Consider the following 19,051-nt stretch of genomic DNA (forward strand, 5'->3'; position numbering starts at 1 on the left):
TTCACATTTGATGTGAATGTCCATTGTTTTTTTAAATAAAGGAGATACCTCTTTTTAAGTGTATTATGGCTGTAGGGATGCTTACCATTCACTTCTCTAGATGACTATTTCACGCATATACAAACACTTTACTAATACCACTAGGCTGATTACCGACAGCTAATGTGTTCTCTAAAGGGGTGAAATTATAATCAAGCACAGGTCGATGAATGATAAAGGCTGGAGAAGGTTTATGAGTTATTTTGACTTTATAAACAATAGTTATTTTATCATATATAGACATGTTGCCTAAAAGTAGTCTGTCGCTAGGATCTACAACAACGGGAATGGTATTTACCGTTACGCTATCTGAGATAAACATTGTTCCATCTGGAAAGCTCGTTCGGAATTGAATACATTCTGCAGTCGTTGTTCCGTCATTTGTGATGGCCGTTGTATAAGTGACAATATCACCAACACGAACATTTTCTTTATCTGCTGCATGTACAATAGTCATTTTCGGCTCAGGTGCATTCACTTGTAAACCAATTGCGTGGAAGTTGATTAAATGAGCTTGCTCTGGTGGAAAGTGGAGAGTAGCTGATGTTTGTGATGGCAGTAATGTTGAAGATATATCAATCTCCTCATTTAAAAGAGACCGGTTTTTTTTATTCATCATACTAGTTAGAGGATAAGTAGAGGCTGCTTGTTCTATAGTCGGTCCAAAACTTATAGATGGAATGGAAGATAACACATGATTCGTTTCTCCAAGTAGATAAAGAGTTCCATAATTTGGACCCAATGAAGGTGTTAACAGATGAGAGAAAGTATAGGGATGCAGTTGTTCATTAATAAAGAGAGAAACATGACGAACAGGAAAAAAAGGATCTCCATATATGACTATTAAGCCCCATATCGGATTTTGTTCCAATGTATATGTATGACTATGGTTAGAGAAATCAACAACGAAGGTAGTAGGACCACTATATGGGACAAAAGGGGTAACATTTATAGTGCGTACATAACATGAAGAATACTTATCATATTGTTCAACTTTAGGTGGAATGATATGTGTCTGGCCGTACGTTTTTATCTCTATATCTGTGTGAATAGGTGAGTCAGTCACCATTATTAATTCCGCATGAAGGGTATAGCTGGTTGGCTGTGATGAAAATTCGCATGCATTGCCGAATGAATGCCCGATAAACTTCAATGCTAATCGATCTGTCTTGCTAAATATCATCTGTGTATCGCTCCTTATTTGTTGATCAATAGAAGGGTTTCATTTACGTTTTATGTGAAGAGCATAATAGATATTCCTGTATTGATCTTTTTGTTAGTTAGAATAGAACGGAGGGCAAGTTTGTTCAAATAATTGTCCATATAGAAAATAACTGGTCCACTTTTTCAGCGTATGTCATGCTAGATATACCCATACCTCTCTCTCTACGTTGCATAGAATATAGTATGCAACATAGAGAGGAGGATCTATATGTCCACCAAATTAGAAATTAGCGGGTTGAACAGAGGTCGTAGAGGAAGTGTGGCAGGTGATTTCAGGAGACACCGTAAACACCATCGTCACCATAGAAGAGATGATGACTTTGCCGTGGAAGGTATTCAGGAGGCAGGTCGCGATTTAAGCAGAAAATTTGCGAATCTTCGCAGGCGATGTCAGGCTAGGAGACTGGTTGAAGCCATTCGTCATTGTGATTGCAGAGTCGTAAATGAGCTGTTTGATTGGCACTGTAGAGCAATTAATTTCTTTAAGAAACCAGGATTTGATTGCGTGAGAATTTGTTGCAGCTTCGGTCGTCATTCAGCTGTCATATCGTTCACTATCTGTGTGAGAAGACGGTTTGATGGTTGCCATCGTCATGGGTTTGATGGTTGTGGTTGTAACCGCTTTGATGGCTTTAATCGCGGCGGATTTGGTTTCGAAGGAGATGGAGTATTCTTCTAATATCATCTAAATAAAAGAAGCGCCCACCTGCGAAAACCGGGCTGGGCGCTTCTATTAACGATAGGATAGTGGTAATGATGGCAGATTACCGAATTAAGTACATGTCAGTAACTTATTAAATACGTCGATGTAAAAGGAAGATTCGCGCGGGATGAACTGATCTGCACATATGTTACGTTTACTTGGAAGTAACGAATGACTAGAGGAACTGTCGTTATCCGAAAGTAAAACACCGTTAACTACGAGCTCTTCTATCTCACCTTGAAAGAGTGCGATAAGCTCATGAATTTCTGCTTCATACACACCAGCAACCTCTTCTGGTTGAAGCTTGAGTTCTGTCATCGGCAAGTTACAGACTAGAGCAAATACATCACTTACTTCACGATCTATAAACGGACTTCCGTTTACAATGCCGCTCAACTCCTCACGAATTTGTCCTAATGGAATTAGATCCTCAAAAGTGGTAATGACACCGAGTTCTTCTTCCACCTCGCGTACTGCATCGTAGATCGTTTCTCCAGAGACAAAGTGACCCGCTGCCGTAATATCGAAACGATCAGGATTCGTATCTTTGCAATGTTGACGCAATTGAAACCATACATACTGGCGTTCACCTTCTCTATGTGTCAGCCAGCAGTGGAAAGAACGATGCCAATAGCCATTTCTGTGTGTCTCCGAGCGAGTCGCAGTGCCAATTGGGTTTAGCAGCTCATCATATATATCAAACAGTTCCTCAGCCATGGGATTTCATCTCTAGCTGAGATGTGCAATGCTTGCAGCGTGTTGCCTTCACTGGCACTTGAGATAGGCAATATGGACATTCCTTTTCTGTTGGCTCTGCTTTTACCGCATTAGGATCTTCCTTCGTGCGACGCAGTCGATTAATTCCTTTTACTAATAGGAAAATACAGAAGGCAACGATAACGAAGTCCAGCATGACGTTAATAAAGGCTCCGTAATTAATTGATGGAACCGCCGCTAAGGCATCACCTGACAGTCCTGTTGTATCTTTTAATGGGATTTTCAAATCTTTAAAATTAACCCCATTGAGCAGCATACCGACAGGCGGCATAATAATATCGTTGACTACCGACGTAACGATCTTGCCGAAAGCTCCGCCGATAATGACCCCGACTGCCAGATCGACGACATTGCCGCGTACTGCAAACTCTTTAAACTCACTTAAAATTTTCATTTCGTAATGTCCTCCGTTCACTCTTCTCGAATGATTTAATATCTCTAGTATGAACCCAATCTAGCATTGCTATTCTATGAAATCAAGTATGTGGAAATTATTGTTACGCCAAAAAGTGATAATATTCAACAAATAGTATAAATATACACTCGAATGAAAAAGGATATTTTGTTAATTTGTCGAACTCACTACTCTGAGAGATTATTTTGAGTTATTGGAGGAAAACAATGGGGAACTCTATCTTATACGGCAACCCCTATTACCTAATGCTGTCTCTTATCATCATGTGTTATGCCGCTTTTACGATGATAAGCATGTCCGAACATATTAGTCCCCAAAGACCACTCTCATCCATCAATTGGCTATTTGGTGCTTCACTCGTATTTAGTTTAGGATTATGGACAATACATGTTGTATCCCTCATTACTTCTGAGTATATGCTAGTGGTAGACTGGAGCTTAATAGGTAACTTTGCATTAAGTGCAGTAGCTATATTTGGCTGTTTAAATATTCATTATCGCAAGTTATTTAAACCTCGTCTGCGTGTGTGGATTTGTGCATTAATTGTAGCTTGCACCACTGGTTTGCTTCATTCACTACCCATAGCATCTAATATTATTCAGGCCTATTCAGTTAGATCTCTTCCATTTACCCTTTCGATTGTTATTAGCTTCTTCGGTGCGTATATAGGCTTTCTACTTCTAGCGCATCGACCTTCACATTATAAAATGATTTGCAGTATTATATTTGGTCTGACAAGCATAGGAACTGATCAACTTGGTATTCGTGCGCTAATTGTCGAATATGATGCTTTTTTAACATCTGATCTTCTACATGATTATTTACTGTTACTTGCCTTTATTTTGTGTATAAGTACATTTATTATTAGCAGTTTTAGTCTTATTAGCTGGCTTAGCGTTAAGAAATATACACTCATTGACGAACGATACAAACTTCTTGTAGAAAACTCGATGGATACAATTGCATTAATAAAACAAGGCAAGTGGGAGTATTTGAATCCATCAGGATATCAATTATTTGAAGTAGACAACGAAAAAGATTTCATCGGATCGAGTGTCTATGATTTATTGAGCGAAGACCACCATATTGCTATGAAGGAATTACTTGAAACCGATCCTGCTATAGATGATTGTCCTGCAAAACCAATAGAGCTGAAATGGAAAACGACAAGCGGCAAACTCCTACATACCGAAATAGTGAGAGTCAGAACAATGCTTTTTGGCATGCCTATTGATGAAGTTATTATAAGGGATATTTCTGAACGGAGGAAAAATGAGGAGTTGCTTCTAAATGCAGAGAAGCTGTCAATCGCTGGCCAATTAGCAGCAGGTATTGCTCATGAAATTCGCAACCCACTAACTTCACTTAAAGGCTTTATGCAATTGATGTCCACGGGACGAATTCATAATAGTCGTTACTATGCAATTATGAACTCAGAATTGGTACGAATTGAGTCCATTATTAGTGAGCTGCTCATGCTTTCTAAACCACAGGTTTATGAATATATTCATATTGATTTGTGTCAATTAATGAATGGCATGATCGATGAACTAAGCTCAACTGCTCAGCTTTATAATGTGAAATTGGTTCAGAATACATATAACCATCCCGTATGGGTAGAGGGTGTTGAAAACCAATTAAAGCAAGTTTTTATAAATGTGATGAAAAATGCGATTGAATCGATGGAAGAAGGCGGGACTGTTCATATCAAATTGTCTATGGAAGAAAATAATCTGATCAGTGTAACTATACAAGATGAAGGTTCCGGCATACCCGAGGAACAACTGACCCGGATTGGACAACCATTTTATACAACTAAAGACAAGGGAACTGGACTAGGGCTCATGGTAACGTACAAAATCATTGATAATCACAAGGGCAGCATTGAGGCAGAGAGTGAGCTGGGTGTTGGGACTACTTTTACTATTCGTTTGCCTTATCGTAGTCCGAAAGCAATGAAGCTAGCTGTTTTAAACCGTCACGTCTAATAAAATGGGACTTGTAATGTGATGTGTATTCATGGTATATCTCTAATATACAAACATACGTTCTTAATGATGAGGGCTGATAGGAGGATTCAAATTGGCAGAACCACTCAAATATATGTACGACGGACAGTTCCTGGAGGAGTTTGGCGCTAAAGTTCATGCAGCGTGGTCAGGTTTCAATATTGATAAATTTGTTATTGGTGTTCGAAAGCATGACTGGGAAGAGCTTGAATTAAAGCCTCGTATACGCAGAATTACAGAGACTCTCGGCACGTCTTTGCCAGATGATTATGAAGAAGCTTTAGACATTCTGTATCGAATTGATAAAGAGTGCAGGGGATTTCCTTATTTGTTTTTCCCGGACTTTGTTGAAGTATATGGCAGAGCCCCGCGCCATTGGGATCAGTCAATGGAAGCATTAGCAAGATTTACGAAGGGATCTTCATCCGAGTTTGCTGTTAGACCATTCATTCTGGAGCATCCAGATCGTATGATTCCACAGTTATTGGAATGGGCTGATCATCCTGATGAGCATGTTCGGAGGTTATCCAGTGAAGGATCTAGACCTCGTCTGCCGTGGGGGCAATCGTTGCCACTTTTCAAGCGCGATCCGTCTCCGATGATACCGTTACTCGAAAAGCTGAAAGCGGACCCCTCGCTTTATGTGCGAAAAAGTGTTGCCAATCATCTCAATGATATTGTAAAGGACCATCCTGAACTTGTCATAGAACTTGCGGAGAAATGGAAAGGTTCCGATCCGCTTACGGATTGGATAGTAAGACATGCTTGCCGCACGTTAATTAAGCGGGCAAATCCAAGAGTAATGGCTTTGTTTGGTTATTCGGTGCAGGATAACGATGTCGATGCTAAGCAACTTGTTTCTGAAGCTTCAATATTGCTTTCACAAGCCGGAGTGGCAATTGGTGGAGAAATTAATCTCCATTACCGGATTAAGCTGACTGAAGATTTGTCGGAGAGTAAAAGATTGAAATTACGTATTGAATATGGCATTGATTTTGTAAAGTCTAGTGGTAAGACTTCACTTAAACGGTTTCTGCTGTCTGATCGTGAATATGCTCGTGGTGATATCGCAGAGGGCCAGCGAACACATCGATTCGCAGACCTAACAACTCGAAAACATTATGTTGGAGTACATGTCTTCACCTTATGGGTGAACGGAGTAGAAGTAGCTAGAACTGAGCTTGATGTAACTAAATAGAACTAATCTTGATGTGAATATATAAAAAAAAAGCGGAAGAGGCAGTTTGCCTGACTTCCGCTTTTTCTTTGGCTACGTATACTAATCTTTGTCTTTGTTGCTCGTAGTATGACGTCTTGGATGTTGCATATGAGCTTCAGGATTGTCGTCATCATCATGAGGTGTAAGACGAGGATCTGTACGTCCTGCATGATGGTTGTCGAACGTAAGTTCAACCTGTTTCCATTCTGTTGCCCCAAGCATTGGATCGGAAGGAAATTCATCCCCGCGCTTTAGTTCTTCATCACGTCCCCACTCATTCCGGTATACACCGTCTGCTTCGACAGGTTCTCCTGAGACTGGTTCCATTCGGTGCGTATGATCTGAATTGCTCATTATGCCAATACCCTCCTTACACGTGACTTCGTAAGCAAGCCCTTCATTTATAATCCGTGCTTAGATACCGCAGAAGAGTCGGCTTCCGATTGCTGCTGGACGGACTGATCCTTGCTTGCAAGATTACGATCGGCTAACGACTGCGCTTTCCTTGCCGCTTTCTGGCGATCGGACGGCTGATTTCCGGACATGGGCTATCGCTCCCTTAAGGAAATATGATCTTGTATTTAGAAGATCGTATTTAGATTGCCACAGGAGTAACAATTGTATGAGTGCATTATAATAATCGAAGCTCGCAGGCAGGACAATTAATGTCTTGTTCAGTGACCTCTTCCCCGCAGGCAGGACATTGCTCGCGAAATGGTTGTAGTTGTTGAACATTGGATGATGTACCGCTCTTAGCTCCAGAGGACCCGCTCTGAGATGCAGAAGCATCGTCAGGGTTAGGGTCTTGTCCTGCTCGCAGATGAGCAGGAGTGCCGAAGATTGTCTCGACCATCTCACGGATAACTTTATATTTGTCAGAATCATCTGTAGAGACGCGGATGAACAAAAACATTGCCCCAACAAGAATAATGGCAAGTAATAGAACAAAGGCGGTAGCTCCTATATCGATCCACGGACTCATCCTTTTATTTGGTAACGGTTCTCTAGTTGCTTTCCGCCAAACCACATAACAAGCACAGCAGTAACGGACACGAAGATGCGCCATGGCTCCTCTACAAGATTGCTTATATTGAAGCTAATTAACGATATGCAAAAAATCATAACTGCCTTGCCCATAATTGTTGCTAACAAGAAGGTATGGAAAGGCACCTTACTTAACCCCGAAATAACGGTAATTACAATAGAAGGTGTGAAGGGAAAGCAAGCAAGCAGGAAAAGTGGAGTAAAGCCCTTGCGTTCGACCCAATTAAAAAATCGTTCCGATTTCGGGAATCTGCGTTGGAGACGAGCCTTAACATTTTTTCCTAACGTTCTGCATATCCAGAAGACGCATATCGCTCCAGCTGTGACGCCGATCCATGAGAATAAGAAACCAAAACCAAGCCCATAAATATTTGCGTTTGCGGCAATAATTAAGATAAGCGGAAGGAAAGGGAGAAAGGATTCAATGAACGCTAGCAATATGCCTGGCAACGGTCCGAAAGCCGAATAACTTTCTAACGTTTGTTGAATGCTTGCAATATCCATTTCTTTCAAATTTGTAATCCAATCCTGCAATTGACTCATTACGGTTACTCCATTCTGCACATTCATCGCATGTTCTAATTCAATAATTACACAATAACAGAATGAAAGAGTGCTTTCCAGTACATCCCATTCTATGTTCGTTAGAGCTTGTCAATGACAACAATACTTGTTCGTTCATTACTAATTATGTTAAAGGGGCCTATGCTGCTAATGAAGTATACCTATCTTGGCCGTTCTGGCCTTAGAGTTAGCAAGCTTTGTTTGGGGACGATGAATTTTGGCGTTGATACGGAGGAGAAAGAAGCTTTTCGCATAATGGATGAGGCACTCGATTCCGGCATTAACTTTTTCGATACTGCCAATATCTATGGATGGGGCGATAATGCGGGGCGTACGGAAGAAATAATTGGGAAATGGTTTCAGCAAGGAGATGGAAAGCGAGAACGTACCGTACTTGCGACAAAGATGTATGGCGACATGCACGATGACAATGACGGACCTAATGGTTCTCCGGGGTTGTCAGCTTACAAAATTCGCAGACATTTGGAAGGATCACTGAAGCGGCTTCAAACGGATCATATTGAGCTCTACCAAATGCATCATGTTGATCGCAACGTCAATTGGAGTGAGTTATGGCGTGCTTTCGAGACGGCACAATTGCAAGGGAAGATTGGGTATGTCGGCTCCAGTAATTTTGCCGGCTGGGACATTGCAGTCGCTCAAGGTGAAGCCAAGGCAAGAGGAATGTTGGGCCTTGTGTCTGAACAGCACAAATACAATCTTCTTTGCCGATTGCCAGAGCTTGAAGTGCTGCCTGCTTCACAGGCACTTGGATTAGGTGTTATTCCATGGAGTCCGCTCGATGGAGGTCTGCTCGCAGGAAATCATCGTCGGAAAAGTGAAGGAGGTCGTAGAAGCAGTGATGAAAAAAGATTAGAGAAACATCGTAAACAGTTGGAGGAATATGCGAAGTTTTGTGATGAGCTGGGTGAACCAGAAGATTTAGTATCGCTCGCATGGCTGCTTGCGAATCCAGCTGTAACAGCGCCGATTATTGGAGCACGAACATTAGATCAATTCAAGCGATCTCTGAAAGCTCTAGATGTGGAGCTGGATGAATCTGCAATGAAACGAATAGATGAGATTTTCCCTGGTCCTGGCGGAGATGCGCCACGTGCGTATTCATGGTAACAAATAAGGCATAGCGACCGTCAGTACCGTAAGAAGAAGCGGTGTTGGTAGTTGCTATGCCATATGATTTAGATAAGTATATTGAATAGGACGGGGTCTTTGTTCAGTTCCACAAATTGAAACCCTTTATTCGTCATCCGCTTAACAAGCGGCTCGTAATCTTCACGGTTTGTCAGTTCAATGCCAACAAGAGCAGGACCGTTGTCTTTGTTCGACTTTTTCGTATATTCAAAGCGGGTAATATCGTCATTAGGGCCGAGTACTTTATCAAGAAACTCTCTAAGAGCTCCTGCACGTTGTGGGAAACTTACCATGAAGTAATGCTTGTACCCTTCATAGATAAGTGATCGCTCCTTAATTTCTTGCATTCGATCAACATCATTGTTGCCTCCGCTTACGATACAGACAACCGTTTTTCCTGCAATTTGATCTCGGTACGTCTCTAGAGCGGCAATTGGCAGTGCACCAGCAGGTTCTGCGACAATTGCATTTTCATTGTACAGATCAAGCAATGTTGTACAAACTTTGCCTTCCGGTACAGAAATAACATCATCGAGAAGGTCGCGGCATATGGCGAAAGTTAGATCACCGACCCGCTTAACAGCTGCACCGTCAACAAACTTCTCGATCTGATCGAGCGCTACTACTTCTTCAGCATCAAGAGAAGCGCGAAGCGAAGGGGCCCCGTCAGGTTCAACACCAACAATTTTCGTTGAAGGGGCTACAATTTTGATGTATGAAGCAACGCCAGCAGCGAGTCCTCCTCCTCCTACCGTTAAGAAGATGAAATCAGGGGCGGTATCTGCTTTTTCCATCAGTTCTTGACCAATCGTTCCGTTGCCGGCAATGATTTTGCGATCATCAAAAGGATGGATAAACGCCATGCCGCTGCGATTGCTCTCAGCTAGCGCTTCCGCATAGGCATCGTCGAACGTATCGCCAGTTAGAATGACTTCGACTTGCCCACCACCGAAGAAGGAAACTTGCTTAACCTTTTGCCTTGGAGTCGTGCTAGGCATATATATTTTACCGGGAATACCGAGTGTTTGGCAGGAGTAGGCTACGCCTTGGGCATGATTACCTGCGCTCGCGCATACTACACCTTTAACAATATCTTCGGGAGATAGGGAGCGCATGAGGTGGTAAGCACCGCGTATTTTGAAAGAACGAACGACCTGAAGGTCTTCGCGCTTTAACCATACATTGCAATTATATCGTTCTGATAATACTCTATTAAATTGGAGCGGGGTACGTACTATGACATCTTTAAGATGCATTTGCGCTTGTACGATTTCTTCTAGACCGATTCGATGAAGCAAATTAGGTTTAATACTCAACTGTGATCATCCTTCCGGGAACAACACTTATCTCAAGTAGAATTTTGATTCATTATACCATTATGCGAATGAGATTGAGGAGAGAGGAAGTGAAATATCGTTTTCTGCTAGAATAGAAAAAGAAGAGATGCGGAATTGAGGCGAACATATGGGAAAAGTGTTTAAGAGACTGTTTATTACGCTAATTGTGCTTATTGTTATTATAGTTGGGGCTGGCTGGTGGTTGTTATCCTATATCGCACCAGACAAGCAGTTGGATATGGCCTATGAATCGATTGATGTAAGAGCAAAAGCTGTTGCAATGGCGAAGCGACTGAAGCCGGAGCTTGTTCTTACGGAGCCGGAAGTGAATGATTTGATTAAAAGTCACCTAGATCCAAACGTAGCAAAAGACGTGCGCATTGACGGTGCTGATTTTAACCTAGAAGAAAATAAGTTGCTTGCTGATCTAAATATAACGTATAAAGAGCGTATTCCTGCTCAGGTCAAGGCTGAGTATCGACTGGAATGGCAAGAACCAAACTTAGTATTAATACCGGAGACTTTAGCGATGAAGGGAATTGATCTTCCTTTAAGTATGTTAGAAGCTATAACGATCCCGCTAGATTTGCCTACTGGTGAATTAGTTACTGTGCAGAATGTGAAGTTTGAGGTCGATCAAATTAGAATATTGTTTAAGCTGAACTTTTCGTTTCGTTGATGTGTTGTTGAATGATATGTATGGAAAAAGAGGGACGTCAAAGCCAATGTCATTAAGTTAAGCTCAACGACAAGACTTGGAATAAAAATGGAATTTGAAACGGCATGGGAAAAGCCCTGTGCCGTTTGTTTTTTGGTGCAATCAAGAAAAAAGCGTACAGCAAACAAAGCGGATGGAATATCCGCTTAAAAAAATGTTCATGTGAACTGAACTATGCTACTCTGTAGACGATGCTAACAGTTGATTTCGAACGGACCTTGCGCGTATTCTTTTGCCCTGGGCGAGTGGGTCGAATCGGCAAAATGTTTTTTCGAATCAGCGCTTCAACATCGGGCGGGGGTTTAACGCCTCGTGAGCGCAAGAAATGTCTACAAACGTAAACGGCAACCGTGAAGTTGACTTGGTAGAGGTGCCGTTTAACCATTTGGGAAATGACGACGTGCGAGGTCATCATTTCAGCGAAATTGTACATGATCATTCTTGCGAAAATCTCCTGGGTAATGGATTCTCGTCTCTTTGCGTGAAAATTGGTTAGATCAACGGTGTACTTTAATGCCCTGAAAGAGGTTTCAATGCCCCATCGCATGTTATATGGATTTGATTTCACCCGGTGGGAAATCAGTGGCAGAAAGATTCGTAATGACGATTTCATAAGCGCCGTTTGGTAGGAGGAAACGAACAACCCGAAAGGAAATCGGGTAAAACAAGTTCTCCTGCAAATCCAAAAAACCAAAGGTAGACGTGGAAGGGACGAACCTATAAATCTCGGGATGAGCCTTGACCTCTTTGTCAGTATCAGCAGGGTCAGTTGCGATATGTAAATCCGAACTGTCAACGGCAAGTAATCGATACCCTTTGTAATCCTTGATATCCGTATACGATTGCGTAAATCCGTGAAATAAGAATTCTACAGCAGACGGCAGGATTTTATTTCTCTGCTGAACAAAAGCAGACGTCGTTGCAGTGTTTACGTCATAGCCCTGCGATTCCAAGAGTTCCTTATATAGGCTGTTGCCACCCATTGAGATCAGGAGTTGCATAACCGTTTCAAAAGGTAGCTTTTTTCTTTGGGTAAAATCTTTTTCAGGATTTTTGACATAGGGTGCTGGTTCGGATGACATTTCTCGTATGAGGAATGTCAGCGTTTCTTTTAGCGAATTGGGGTACTCATTCATTGGCGAAACCTCCTCGTTTTTTCAAGGGTCTACGCCACACAATTCGAACTACTTGTCAAGTTCTATTTCTCTATTTCATGAAAAAAAAGAGCAGGCTATCTTTTCGATGACCCGCTCTTTTTCTTGATTTTTGGTCCAGCACCTTAACTTAATGACATTGACGACAAAGCGTCTCCTCTTTTTTTGATATAATTAAGCAATTTGATGAATAGACCAAACAATTCCGCTGGTAGGTCCTCCGAGATTTAATGATAGTGTTAATCCATCTGCAAGATAGAATAGACCAAGCTGATCGCCAGCAGTTAATTGCAAATCACCAGCAAGAGTGACTGCTCCATTGCCTAATATTGTTCTCAAAGAGAGTACAAGGGCAATGTTTACATTTAGAAGAGGGAAGTTGCCAATAATTAAGTCAGCACTATCAGATAATCTACGGATTGAGAATGCTGGATCAACACCTGCTCCAATCGCTATACTGATGACCGCTGTTGTTGCATAGTTTACAGTGGCTGCAATTGAATATCTACCTGTTGTTGGTACAGTGTACGTTCCAGTAGCAGAGTTAAAGTTAGCGTTTGAATAATGAGTGCCAGTTACTGTCCATGGAGCAATTTGAGTAGTGGCAGCTACCGTTAAGGCAGTATTCAGAGCGGAGAATCCTTCAAGAGCAAAGTTCGGACCTGTCGCACCTGTCGCACCAGTAGCACCAGTAGCGCCAGTGACTCCAGTGGCACCTGTTGCTCCAGTCACACCATCAGCGCCAGTAACGCCTGTCGCACCCGTCGCCCCAGTAGCTCCAGTAGCTCCAGTCACACCATCAGCGCCAGTAACGCCTGTTGCACCCGTCGCCCCAGTAGCTCCAGTAGCTCCAGTCACACCATCAGCGCCAGTAACGCCTGTTGCACCCGTAGCCCCAGTCGCCCCAGTAGCTCCAGTCACACCATCAGCGCCAGTAACGCCTGTCGCACCCGTCGCCCCAGTAGCTCCAGTCACACCATCAGCGCCAGTAACGCCTGTCGCACCCGTCGCCCCAGTAGCTCCAGTAGCTCCAGTAGCTCCAGTCACACCATCAGCGCCAGTAACGCCTGTTGCACCCGTAGCCCCAGTAGCCCCAGTAGCCCCAGTAGCTCCAGTCACACCATCAGTGCCAGTAACGCCTGTTGCACCCGTCGCCCCAGTAGCTCCAGTAGCTCCAGTAGCTCCAGTAGCTCCAGTCACACCATCAGCGCCAGTAACGCCTGTTGCACCCGTAGCCCCAGTCGCCCCAGTAGCTCCAGTCACACCATCAGTGCCAGTAACGCCTGTTGCACCCGTCGCCCCAGTAGCTCCAGTCACACCATCAGCGCCAGTAGCACCCGTGGCACCAGTAGCTCCAGTCACACCATCAGCGCCAGTAACACCTGTTGCACCAGTAGCTCCAGTCGCCCCAGTAGCTCCAGTCACACCATCAGTGCCAGTAACGCCTGTTGCACCCGTCGCCCCAGTAGCTCCAGTCACACCATCAGCGCCAGTAGCACCCGTGGCCCCAGTAGCTCCAGTCACACCATCAGCGCCAGTAGCACCCGTGGCACCAGTAGCTCCAGTCACACCATCAGCGCCAGTAACACCTGTTGCACCAGTAGCTCCAGTCGCCCCAGTAGCTCCAGTCACACCATCAGTGCCAGTAACGCCTGTTGCACCCGTCGCCCCAGTAGCTCCAGTCACACCATCAGCGCCAGTAGCACCCGTGGCACCAGTAGCTCCAGTCACACCATCAGCGCCAGTAACACCTGTTGCACCAGTAGCTCCAGTCACACCGTCAGCGCCAGTAGCACCTGTTGCCCCCGTCGCTCCAGTCACACCATCAGCGCCAGTAGCACCTGTTGCCCCCGTCGCTCCAGTCACACCGTCAGCGCCAGTAGCACCTGTTGCACCAGTAGCTCCAGTCACACCGTCAGCGCCAGTGGCACCAGTAGCTCCAGTCACACCATCAGCGCCAGTAGCACCTGTTGCACCAGTAGCACCTGTTGCACCAGTAGCTCCAGTCACACCGTCAGCGCCAGTGGCACCAGTAGCTCCAGTCACACCATCAGCGCCAGTAGCACCTGTTGCACCAGTAGCTCCAGTCACACCGTCAGCGCCAGTGGCACCAGTAGCTCCAGTCACACCATCAGCGCCAGTAGCACCTGTTGCACCAGTAGCTCCAGTCACACCGTCAGCGCCAGTGGCACCAGTAGCTCCAGTCACACCATCAGCGCCAGTAGCACCTGTTGCACCAGTAGCTCCAGTCACACCATCAGCGCCGGTGGCACCTGTCGCCCCAGTAGGTCCAGTCACACCGTCAGCGCCGGTGGCACCCGTTGCACCAGTAGGTCCAGTCACACCGTCAGCACCTGTGGCACCTGTTGCACCAGTAGGTCCAGTCACACCGTCAGCGCCGGTGGCACCCGTTGCACCAGTAGGTCCAGTCACACCGTCAGCACCTGTGGCACCTGTCGCCCCAGTAGGTCCAGTCACACCGTCAGCGCCGGTGGCACCTGTTGCCCCAGTAGGTCCAGTCACACCGTCAGCGCCGGTGGCACCTGTTGCCCCAGTAGGTCCAGTCACACCGTCAGCGCCGGTGGCACCTGTTGCCCCAGTAGGTCCAGTCACACCGTCAGCGCCGGTGGCACCTGTTGCCCCAGTAGGTCCAGTCACACCGTCAGCGCCGGTGGCACCTGTTGCCCCAGTAGGTCCAGTCACACCGTCAGCGCCGGTGGCACCTGTTGCGCCAGTAGCACCTGTTGCACCCGTCGCTCCAGTAGGTCCAGTCACACCGTCAGCACCTGTGGCACCTGTTGCACCAGTAGCTCCAGTCACACCATCAGCGCCAGTAGCACCTGTTGCACCAGTAGCTCCAGTCACACCGTCAGCGCCAGTAGCACCTGTTGCACCAGTAGCTCCAGTCACACCGTCAGCACCTGTGGCACCTGTTGCACCAGTAGCTCCAGTCACACCATCAGCGCCAGTAGCACCTGTTGCACCAGTAGCTCCAGTCACACCGTCAGCGCCAGTAGCACCTGTTGCACCAGTAGCTCCAGTCACACCGTCAGCACCCGTAGCCCCTGTCGCTCCAGTAGGTCCAGTAGGTCCAGTCACACCGTCAGCACCTGTGGCACCTGTCGCCCCAGTAGGTCCAGTCACACCGTCAGCACCTGTTGCACCCGTCGCCCCAGTAGGTCCAGTAGAACCCGTTGCTCCAATACCAGTAGCACCCGTAGCGCCAGTGGCTCCAGTAGCACCGTCAGCACCCGTCGCACCCGTAGCGCCAGTGGCCCCATCAGCACCAGTGGCCCCTGTAGCACCCGTAGCGCCAGTGGCCCCAGTCGCACCTGTAAAATCACCAGGTATCTCAATTTTGACAATGACCGAGCCTGGTAGTACAGAGATATCGAGTGTATCTGATTCAAATATTAGTGAGTCACCTTGGGAAATTGGTAATGAACCGTTTGGTCCGGATACAGTGAAAAGTATGCCGCCATCAAATGTTCCAGTAGCCCCTGTAGCGCCAGTAGCTCCTGTTGGTCCAGTAGCGCCTGTAGCGCCAGTAGCTCCTGTTGGTCCAGTAGCGCCAGTAGCTCCTGTTGGTCCAGGAGGACCTCCAGAAGGACCAGTCGGTCCAGTAGCACCAGTAGGTCCAATCGCAATTGGAGTACTTAAGATGTTGCTAAGCTTGCTGTCTAGTAGATATTCTTGTTTCGTAAGGGCAGCGATTGTATCTAGTACGCTTGCATTCATGTTTAATACATCGCTAATCGTTGCTGGTGGGGAGGTGACTCCTGGTAAAGTACCAAGCACGTATTGAATCTTTTCTCCTTCAGCATTCAAAATGTGACTTATACCAAGTTCTTCTAGTGCGATAGATGATAGCAATAGATTAATTGCGTCATCTCTAGTCAATGAGATTGTAGGAGTAATATTGGGAATGTTAGATTGTGACATTATCATTCTCCTTTGCAATTGAAATGGGCTTGCACTTTTACTTGTTATCATATGCATGAAAAATCTAGGTCGCATTTGATAGAAGCGGATTTTATGAAAATTGGACAAAGATACTTTAGAGTTCTTCGATTATTTAATGAATAGAGGGAGGAGCATAAAGATCAGAGTTGAAAAATTAAGAAATAGAATCTTATAGTAACAATAGAATATTATTAGTTAAATTAAGAGATCGGTGTTCAGGTGATTTCGACTAGAACAAAATCAGGCTGTCGAGAAAATCTCGACAGCCTGAGGACTATCCCGATAGAGATAGTTTTTTTGTGCATTAATAAAAGCAGAGGGTTATGCGATCGTAATTCCGCCACTTCCATATCCCGCTACAGTGTTTAGTAACGATACTCCCGCTGCAGTTGCTGAGAAAACCAAGAGTAAGCGAGTTTGTGCAGTAACCGGAATGTTTAAACCGGGGAGAATAGCATTTGTGGTGTCCCCAATAACTATAGGACCAACTAACGCAGGTAAAGTCACTGCAGTTCCTGGTATTGGAGTAAAGATGTTATCTGGTGTAGTAGAGCTGTATAATTGTGCTGTAATAGTAATAGTAGTGCCTAATAGTGCTAAAGCTGCTGTTGTGCTAAAGTATGCTGCCACTGAAGTAATTACTCCGTCGCGTGGCATTGAGAATGCAAAGTTTAACAAAGTCCCTGCTGCACCTGTTAGATCGATTGATGCCCCTAAAACACTTAATGTTGGTCCACCATTACCAAAGCCTACGAGTCCTGCTGTGCCAGCTACACCAGTAAGAATAGTAGTTAGTAATAGAGGTACTCCGGATGCAAAAGGAATTATTGCACCAGCCCCAGTCACGCCAGTCACACCTGTAGCCCCAGTCACGCCAGTAGCACCAGTCACACCTGTAGCCCCAGTCACGCCAGTAGCACCAGTCACACCTGTAGCCCCAGTCACGCCAGTCGCTCCAGTGTCGCCAGTAGCCCCAGTCACGCCAGTAGCTCCAGTCGCTCCAGTCGCTCCAGTCACGCCAGTCGCTCCAGTGTCGCCAGTCGCTCCAGTAGCCCCAGTCACGCCAGTCGCACCTGTAGCTCCAGTAGCTCCAGCATCGCCAGTCGCACCTGTAGCTCCAGTAGCCCCAGTAGCGCCAGTCGCACCTGTAGCTCCCGTAGCGCCAGTCACACCAGTAGCGCCAGTAGCTCCAATGTCGCCAGTCGCACCAGTAGCTCCAGCATCGCCAGTAGCGCCAGTCGCACCAGTAGCTCCAGCATCGCCAGTCGCGCCAGTCGCACCTGTAGCTCCAGCATCGCCAGTAGCCCCAGTAGCCCCAGTCGCACCTGTAGCTCCAGTAGCTCCAGCATCGCCAGTCGCGCCAGTCGCACCTGTAGCTCCAGCATCGCCAGTAGCCCCAGTAGCCCCAGTAGCGCCAGTCGCACCTGTAGCCCCAGTAGCGCCAGTCGCACCTGTAGCTCCAGTAGCTCCAGCATCGCCAGTCGCACCTGTAGCCCCAGTAGCGCCAGTCGCACCTGTAGCTCCAGTAGCTCCAGCATCGCCAGTCGCACCTGTAGCTCCAGTAGCCCCAGTAGCGCCAGTCGCCCCAGTCGCACCAGCATCGCCAGTCGCCCCAGTAGCGCCAGTCGCTCCAGCATCGCCAGTCGCACCTGTAGCTCCAGTAGCTCCAGTCGCACCAGCGTCGCCTGTAGCACCCGTAGGGCCAGTGGCACCCGTAGCCCCCGTCGGACCTGTAGGAGTAGTAGTAAGTTCAATATCCACAATTGCTGAACCCGGTGTAACTGTGATATCTAGTGTGCTTGATTGGAATGTTAAAGTGTCCCCTTGAAACATTGGGGCGCTTGGACCGGATGGTCCAAGAACAAAGAACAGTGGTCCTTCGATGACTCCTGTTGGTCCTGTTGGCCCTGTAGCTCCAGAAGGGCCAGTAGGGCCAGTAGCACCGGTAGCCCCAGTCGCGCCAGTGGCTCCAGCCCCAGTAGGGCCTGTCGCACCAGTTGGCCCTGGAGGACCTCCAGAAGGACCTGTCGGTCCAGTAGGACCAGTTGGTCCAACCGAAATTGGTGTATTCAAAATGCTGTTAAGCTTACTGTCTAATAAAAACTCTTTTTTCGTAATGGCATTAATTGTATCCCGAACGCTTTCATTAATTGTCAGGATATCGCTAATGGTTGCTGGAGGAGATGTTACTCCTGGTAAAGTACCAAGAACGAATTGAAGTTTTTCTCCTTCAGCATTCAAAATGTGACTAAGCCCGAGCTCTTCTAATGCGATGGATGAAAGTAGCAGATTAATTGCATCGTCTCTCGTTAATGTAATCGCAGGGGTGATATTAGGGATATTAGCTTGTGACATTATCATTCTCCTTTTCAATAGTCTGAGTGCTGTGAATAATTCACCAGTTATCATATGCATGGAATTTTAAAGTGCACTTAGTAGAAGCGGAGTACGAAAGAAATGGTCATTTTCCCTATGAAAAAAATGCATTAATTTTGAGGCGTATTCTTTATATTGAAGAAATAATTACTTACATACGGAGTAAAGCGCAATATTAAGTGTGATTTCCTTGAAATATTAAATAAATGTTCGTATACGAGTAAGATAAATATATATCAACTTGATCTTTAAAAGAAAAAAGAGATCACTTTTCAATCCAATAAAAAGGAATTTAATCTCTTTATCAACTATACGACTTGTAAATAAAATGGTTATTGAAAATTACAAATGAACGCC

The 19,051-nt window shown here is 45.6% G+C and carries 17 protein-coding genes; 5 read left to right on the top strand and 12 right to left on the bottom strand.

Annotated elements, in window-relative coordinates; genetic code table 11:
• Nucleotides 1-109 precede the first annotated feature (109 nt).
• Nucleotides 110-1,222, bottom strand: coding sequence for a DUF11 domain-containing protein (locus MFF31_RS11985; protein WP_238188208.1), 1,113 nt, complete (start codon nt 1,220-1,222; stop codon nt 110-112).
• A 249-nt stretch (nt 1,223-1,471) separates the two neighbouring features.
• Here MFF31_RS11985 and MFF31_RS11990 point away from each other — a divergent pair, with 249 nt between their 5' ends.
• The gene (locus MFF31_RS11990) at nt 1,472-1,942 is read left to right on the top strand and encodes a hypothetical protein (protein ID WP_238188209.1); all 471 of its coding nucleotides are present in this window, start codon (nt 1,472-1,474) and stop codon (nt 1,940-1,942) included.
• A gap of 93 nt (nt 1,943-2,035) precedes the next feature.
• Here MFF31_RS11990 and MFF31_RS11995 read toward each other — a convergent pair whose 3' ends face one another.
• The gene (locus MFF31_RS11995) at nt 2,036-2,683 is read right to left on the bottom strand and encodes an NUDIX hydrolase (protein WP_238188210.1); all 648 of its coding nucleotides are present in this window, start codon (nt 2,681-2,683) and stop codon (nt 2,036-2,038) included.
• A complete protein-coding gene (gene mscL, locus MFF31_RS12000) occupies nt 2,676-3,137 on the bottom strand; it encodes a large-conductance mechanosensitive channel protein MscL (protein WP_238188211.1) in 462 nt (153 codons plus the stop codon). The genes MFF31_RS11995 and mscL overlap by 8 nt, the downstream gene beginning before the upstream one ends.
• Before the next feature lie 227 nt (nt 3,138-3,364).
• On the opposite strand from mscL, the gene MFF31_RS12005 reads away from it, so the two are divergent.
• Together MFF31_RS12005 and MFF31_RS12010 are read left to right on the top strand one after the other, a co-directional pair.
• The gene (locus MFF31_RS12005) at nt 3,365-5,146 is read left to right on the top strand and encodes an ATP-binding protein (RefSeq protein ID WP_238188212.1); all 1,782 of its coding nucleotides are present in this window, start codon (nt 3,365-3,367) and stop codon (nt 5,144-5,146) included.
• 94 nt (nt 5,147-5,240) lie between these two features.
• The gene (locus MFF31_RS12010; RefSeq protein ID WP_238188213.1) at nt 5,241-6,365 is read left to right on the top strand and encodes a DNA alkylation repair protein; all 1,125 of its coding nucleotides are present in this window, start codon (nt 5,241-5,243) and stop codon (nt 6,363-6,365) included.
• Nucleotides 6,366-6,446: 81 nt separating this feature from the next.
• On the opposite strand, the gene MFF31_RS12015 is transcribed toward MFF31_RS12010, so the two are convergent.
• From MFF31_RS12015 to MFF31_RS12030, 4 genes are all read right to left on the bottom strand, one after another.
• Entirely contained in the window at nt 6,447-6,740 is a 294-nt protein-coding gene (locus MFF31_RS12015; protein WP_238188214.1) for a transposase, read from the bottom strand.
• 47 nt (nt 6,741-6,787) lie between these two features.
• Nucleotides 6,788-6,931 (bottom strand): hypothetical protein, encoded by a 144-nt coding sequence (locus tag MFF31_RS12020; RefSeq protein WP_238188215.1) that lies wholly within the window; start codon nt 6,929-6,931, stop codon nt 6,788-6,790.
• An 86-nt stretch (nt 6,932-7,017) separates the two neighbouring features.
• Nucleotides 7,018-7,368, bottom strand: a complete 351-nt coding sequence (locus MFF31_RS12025; protein WP_238188216.1) for a zinc ribbon domain-containing protein — start codon at nt 7,366-7,368, stop codon at nt 7,018-7,020.
• Nucleotides 7,365-7,973: a TVP38/TMEM64 family protein gene (locus MFF31_RS12030; RefSeq protein WP_238188217.1), complete on the bottom strand. Its 609-nt coding sequence runs from the start codon at nt 7,971-7,973 to the stop codon at nt 7,365-7,367. Before MFF31_RS12030 ends, MFF31_RS12025 begins: the two co-directional genes overlap by 4 nt.
• Before the next feature lie 171 nt (nt 7,974-8,144).
• On the opposite strand from MFF31_RS12030, the gene MFF31_RS12035 reads away from it, so the two are divergent.
• On the top strand, nt 8,145-9,125 hold the full coding sequence (locus MFF31_RS12035) for an aldo/keto reductase (RefSeq protein ID WP_238188581.1): 981 nt from the start codon (nt 8,145-8,147) through the stop codon (nt 9,123-9,125).
• 68 nt (nt 9,126-9,193) lie between these two features.
• Here the strand turns inward: MFF31_RS12035 and ilvA are convergent, their stop codons facing one another.
• The gene (gene ilvA / locus MFF31_RS12040; protein ID WP_282570450.1) at nt 9,194-10,462 is read right to left on the bottom strand and encodes a threonine ammonia-lyase IlvA; all 1,269 of its coding nucleotides are present in this window, start codon (nt 10,460-10,462) and stop codon (nt 9,194-9,196) included.
• A gap of 148 nt (nt 10,463-10,610) precedes the next feature.
• Between ilvA and MFF31_RS12045 the strand changes: the two genes are divergently transcribed.
• A complete protein-coding gene (locus tag MFF31_RS12045) occupies nt 10,611-11,162 on the top strand; it encodes a hypothetical protein (RefSeq protein ID WP_238188218.1) in 552 nt (183 codons plus the stop codon).
• Between the two features lie 211 nt (nt 11,163-11,373).
• Here the strand turns inward: MFF31_RS12045 and MFF31_RS25415 are convergent, their stop codons facing one another.
• The 4 genes from MFF31_RS25415 to MFF31_RS12060 form a co-directional block, all read right to left on the bottom strand.
• On the bottom strand, nt 11,374-11,814 hold the full coding sequence (locus MFF31_RS25415) for a transposase (RefSeq protein ID WP_375541286.1): 441 nt from the start codon (nt 11,812-11,814) through the stop codon (nt 11,374-11,376).
• The gene (locus MFF31_RS12050; protein WP_238188219.1) at nt 11,750-12,337 is read right to left on the bottom strand and encodes a hypothetical protein; all 588 of its coding nucleotides are present in this window, start codon (nt 12,335-12,337) and stop codon (nt 11,750-11,752) included. Before MFF31_RS12050 ends, MFF31_RS25415 begins: the two co-directional genes overlap by 65 nt.
• A gap of 192 nt (nt 12,338-12,529) precedes the next feature.
• Nucleotides 12,530-16,297 carry an alpha-helical endospore appendage domain-containing protein gene (locus MFF31_RS12055; protein ID WP_248565468.1) on the bottom strand — a complete coding sequence of 1,256 codons (3,768 nt, stop codon included), beginning with the start codon at nt 16,295-16,297 and terminating at the stop codon, nt 12,530-12,532.
• A 342-nt stretch (nt 16,298-16,639) separates the two neighbouring features.
• On the bottom strand, nt 16,640-18,673 hold the full coding sequence (locus MFF31_RS12060) for an exosporium glycoprotein BclB-related protein (protein WP_238188221.1): 2,034 nt from the start codon (nt 18,671-18,673) through the stop codon (nt 16,640-16,642).
• Nucleotides 18,674-19,051 lie beyond the last annotated feature (378 nt).

Source organism: Paenibacillus sp. L3-i20 (assembly GCF_022180385.2).
In the GTDB taxonomy this organism is placed as follows: Bacteria; Bacillota; Bacilli; order Paenibacillales; family Paenibacillaceae; genus Pristimantibacillus.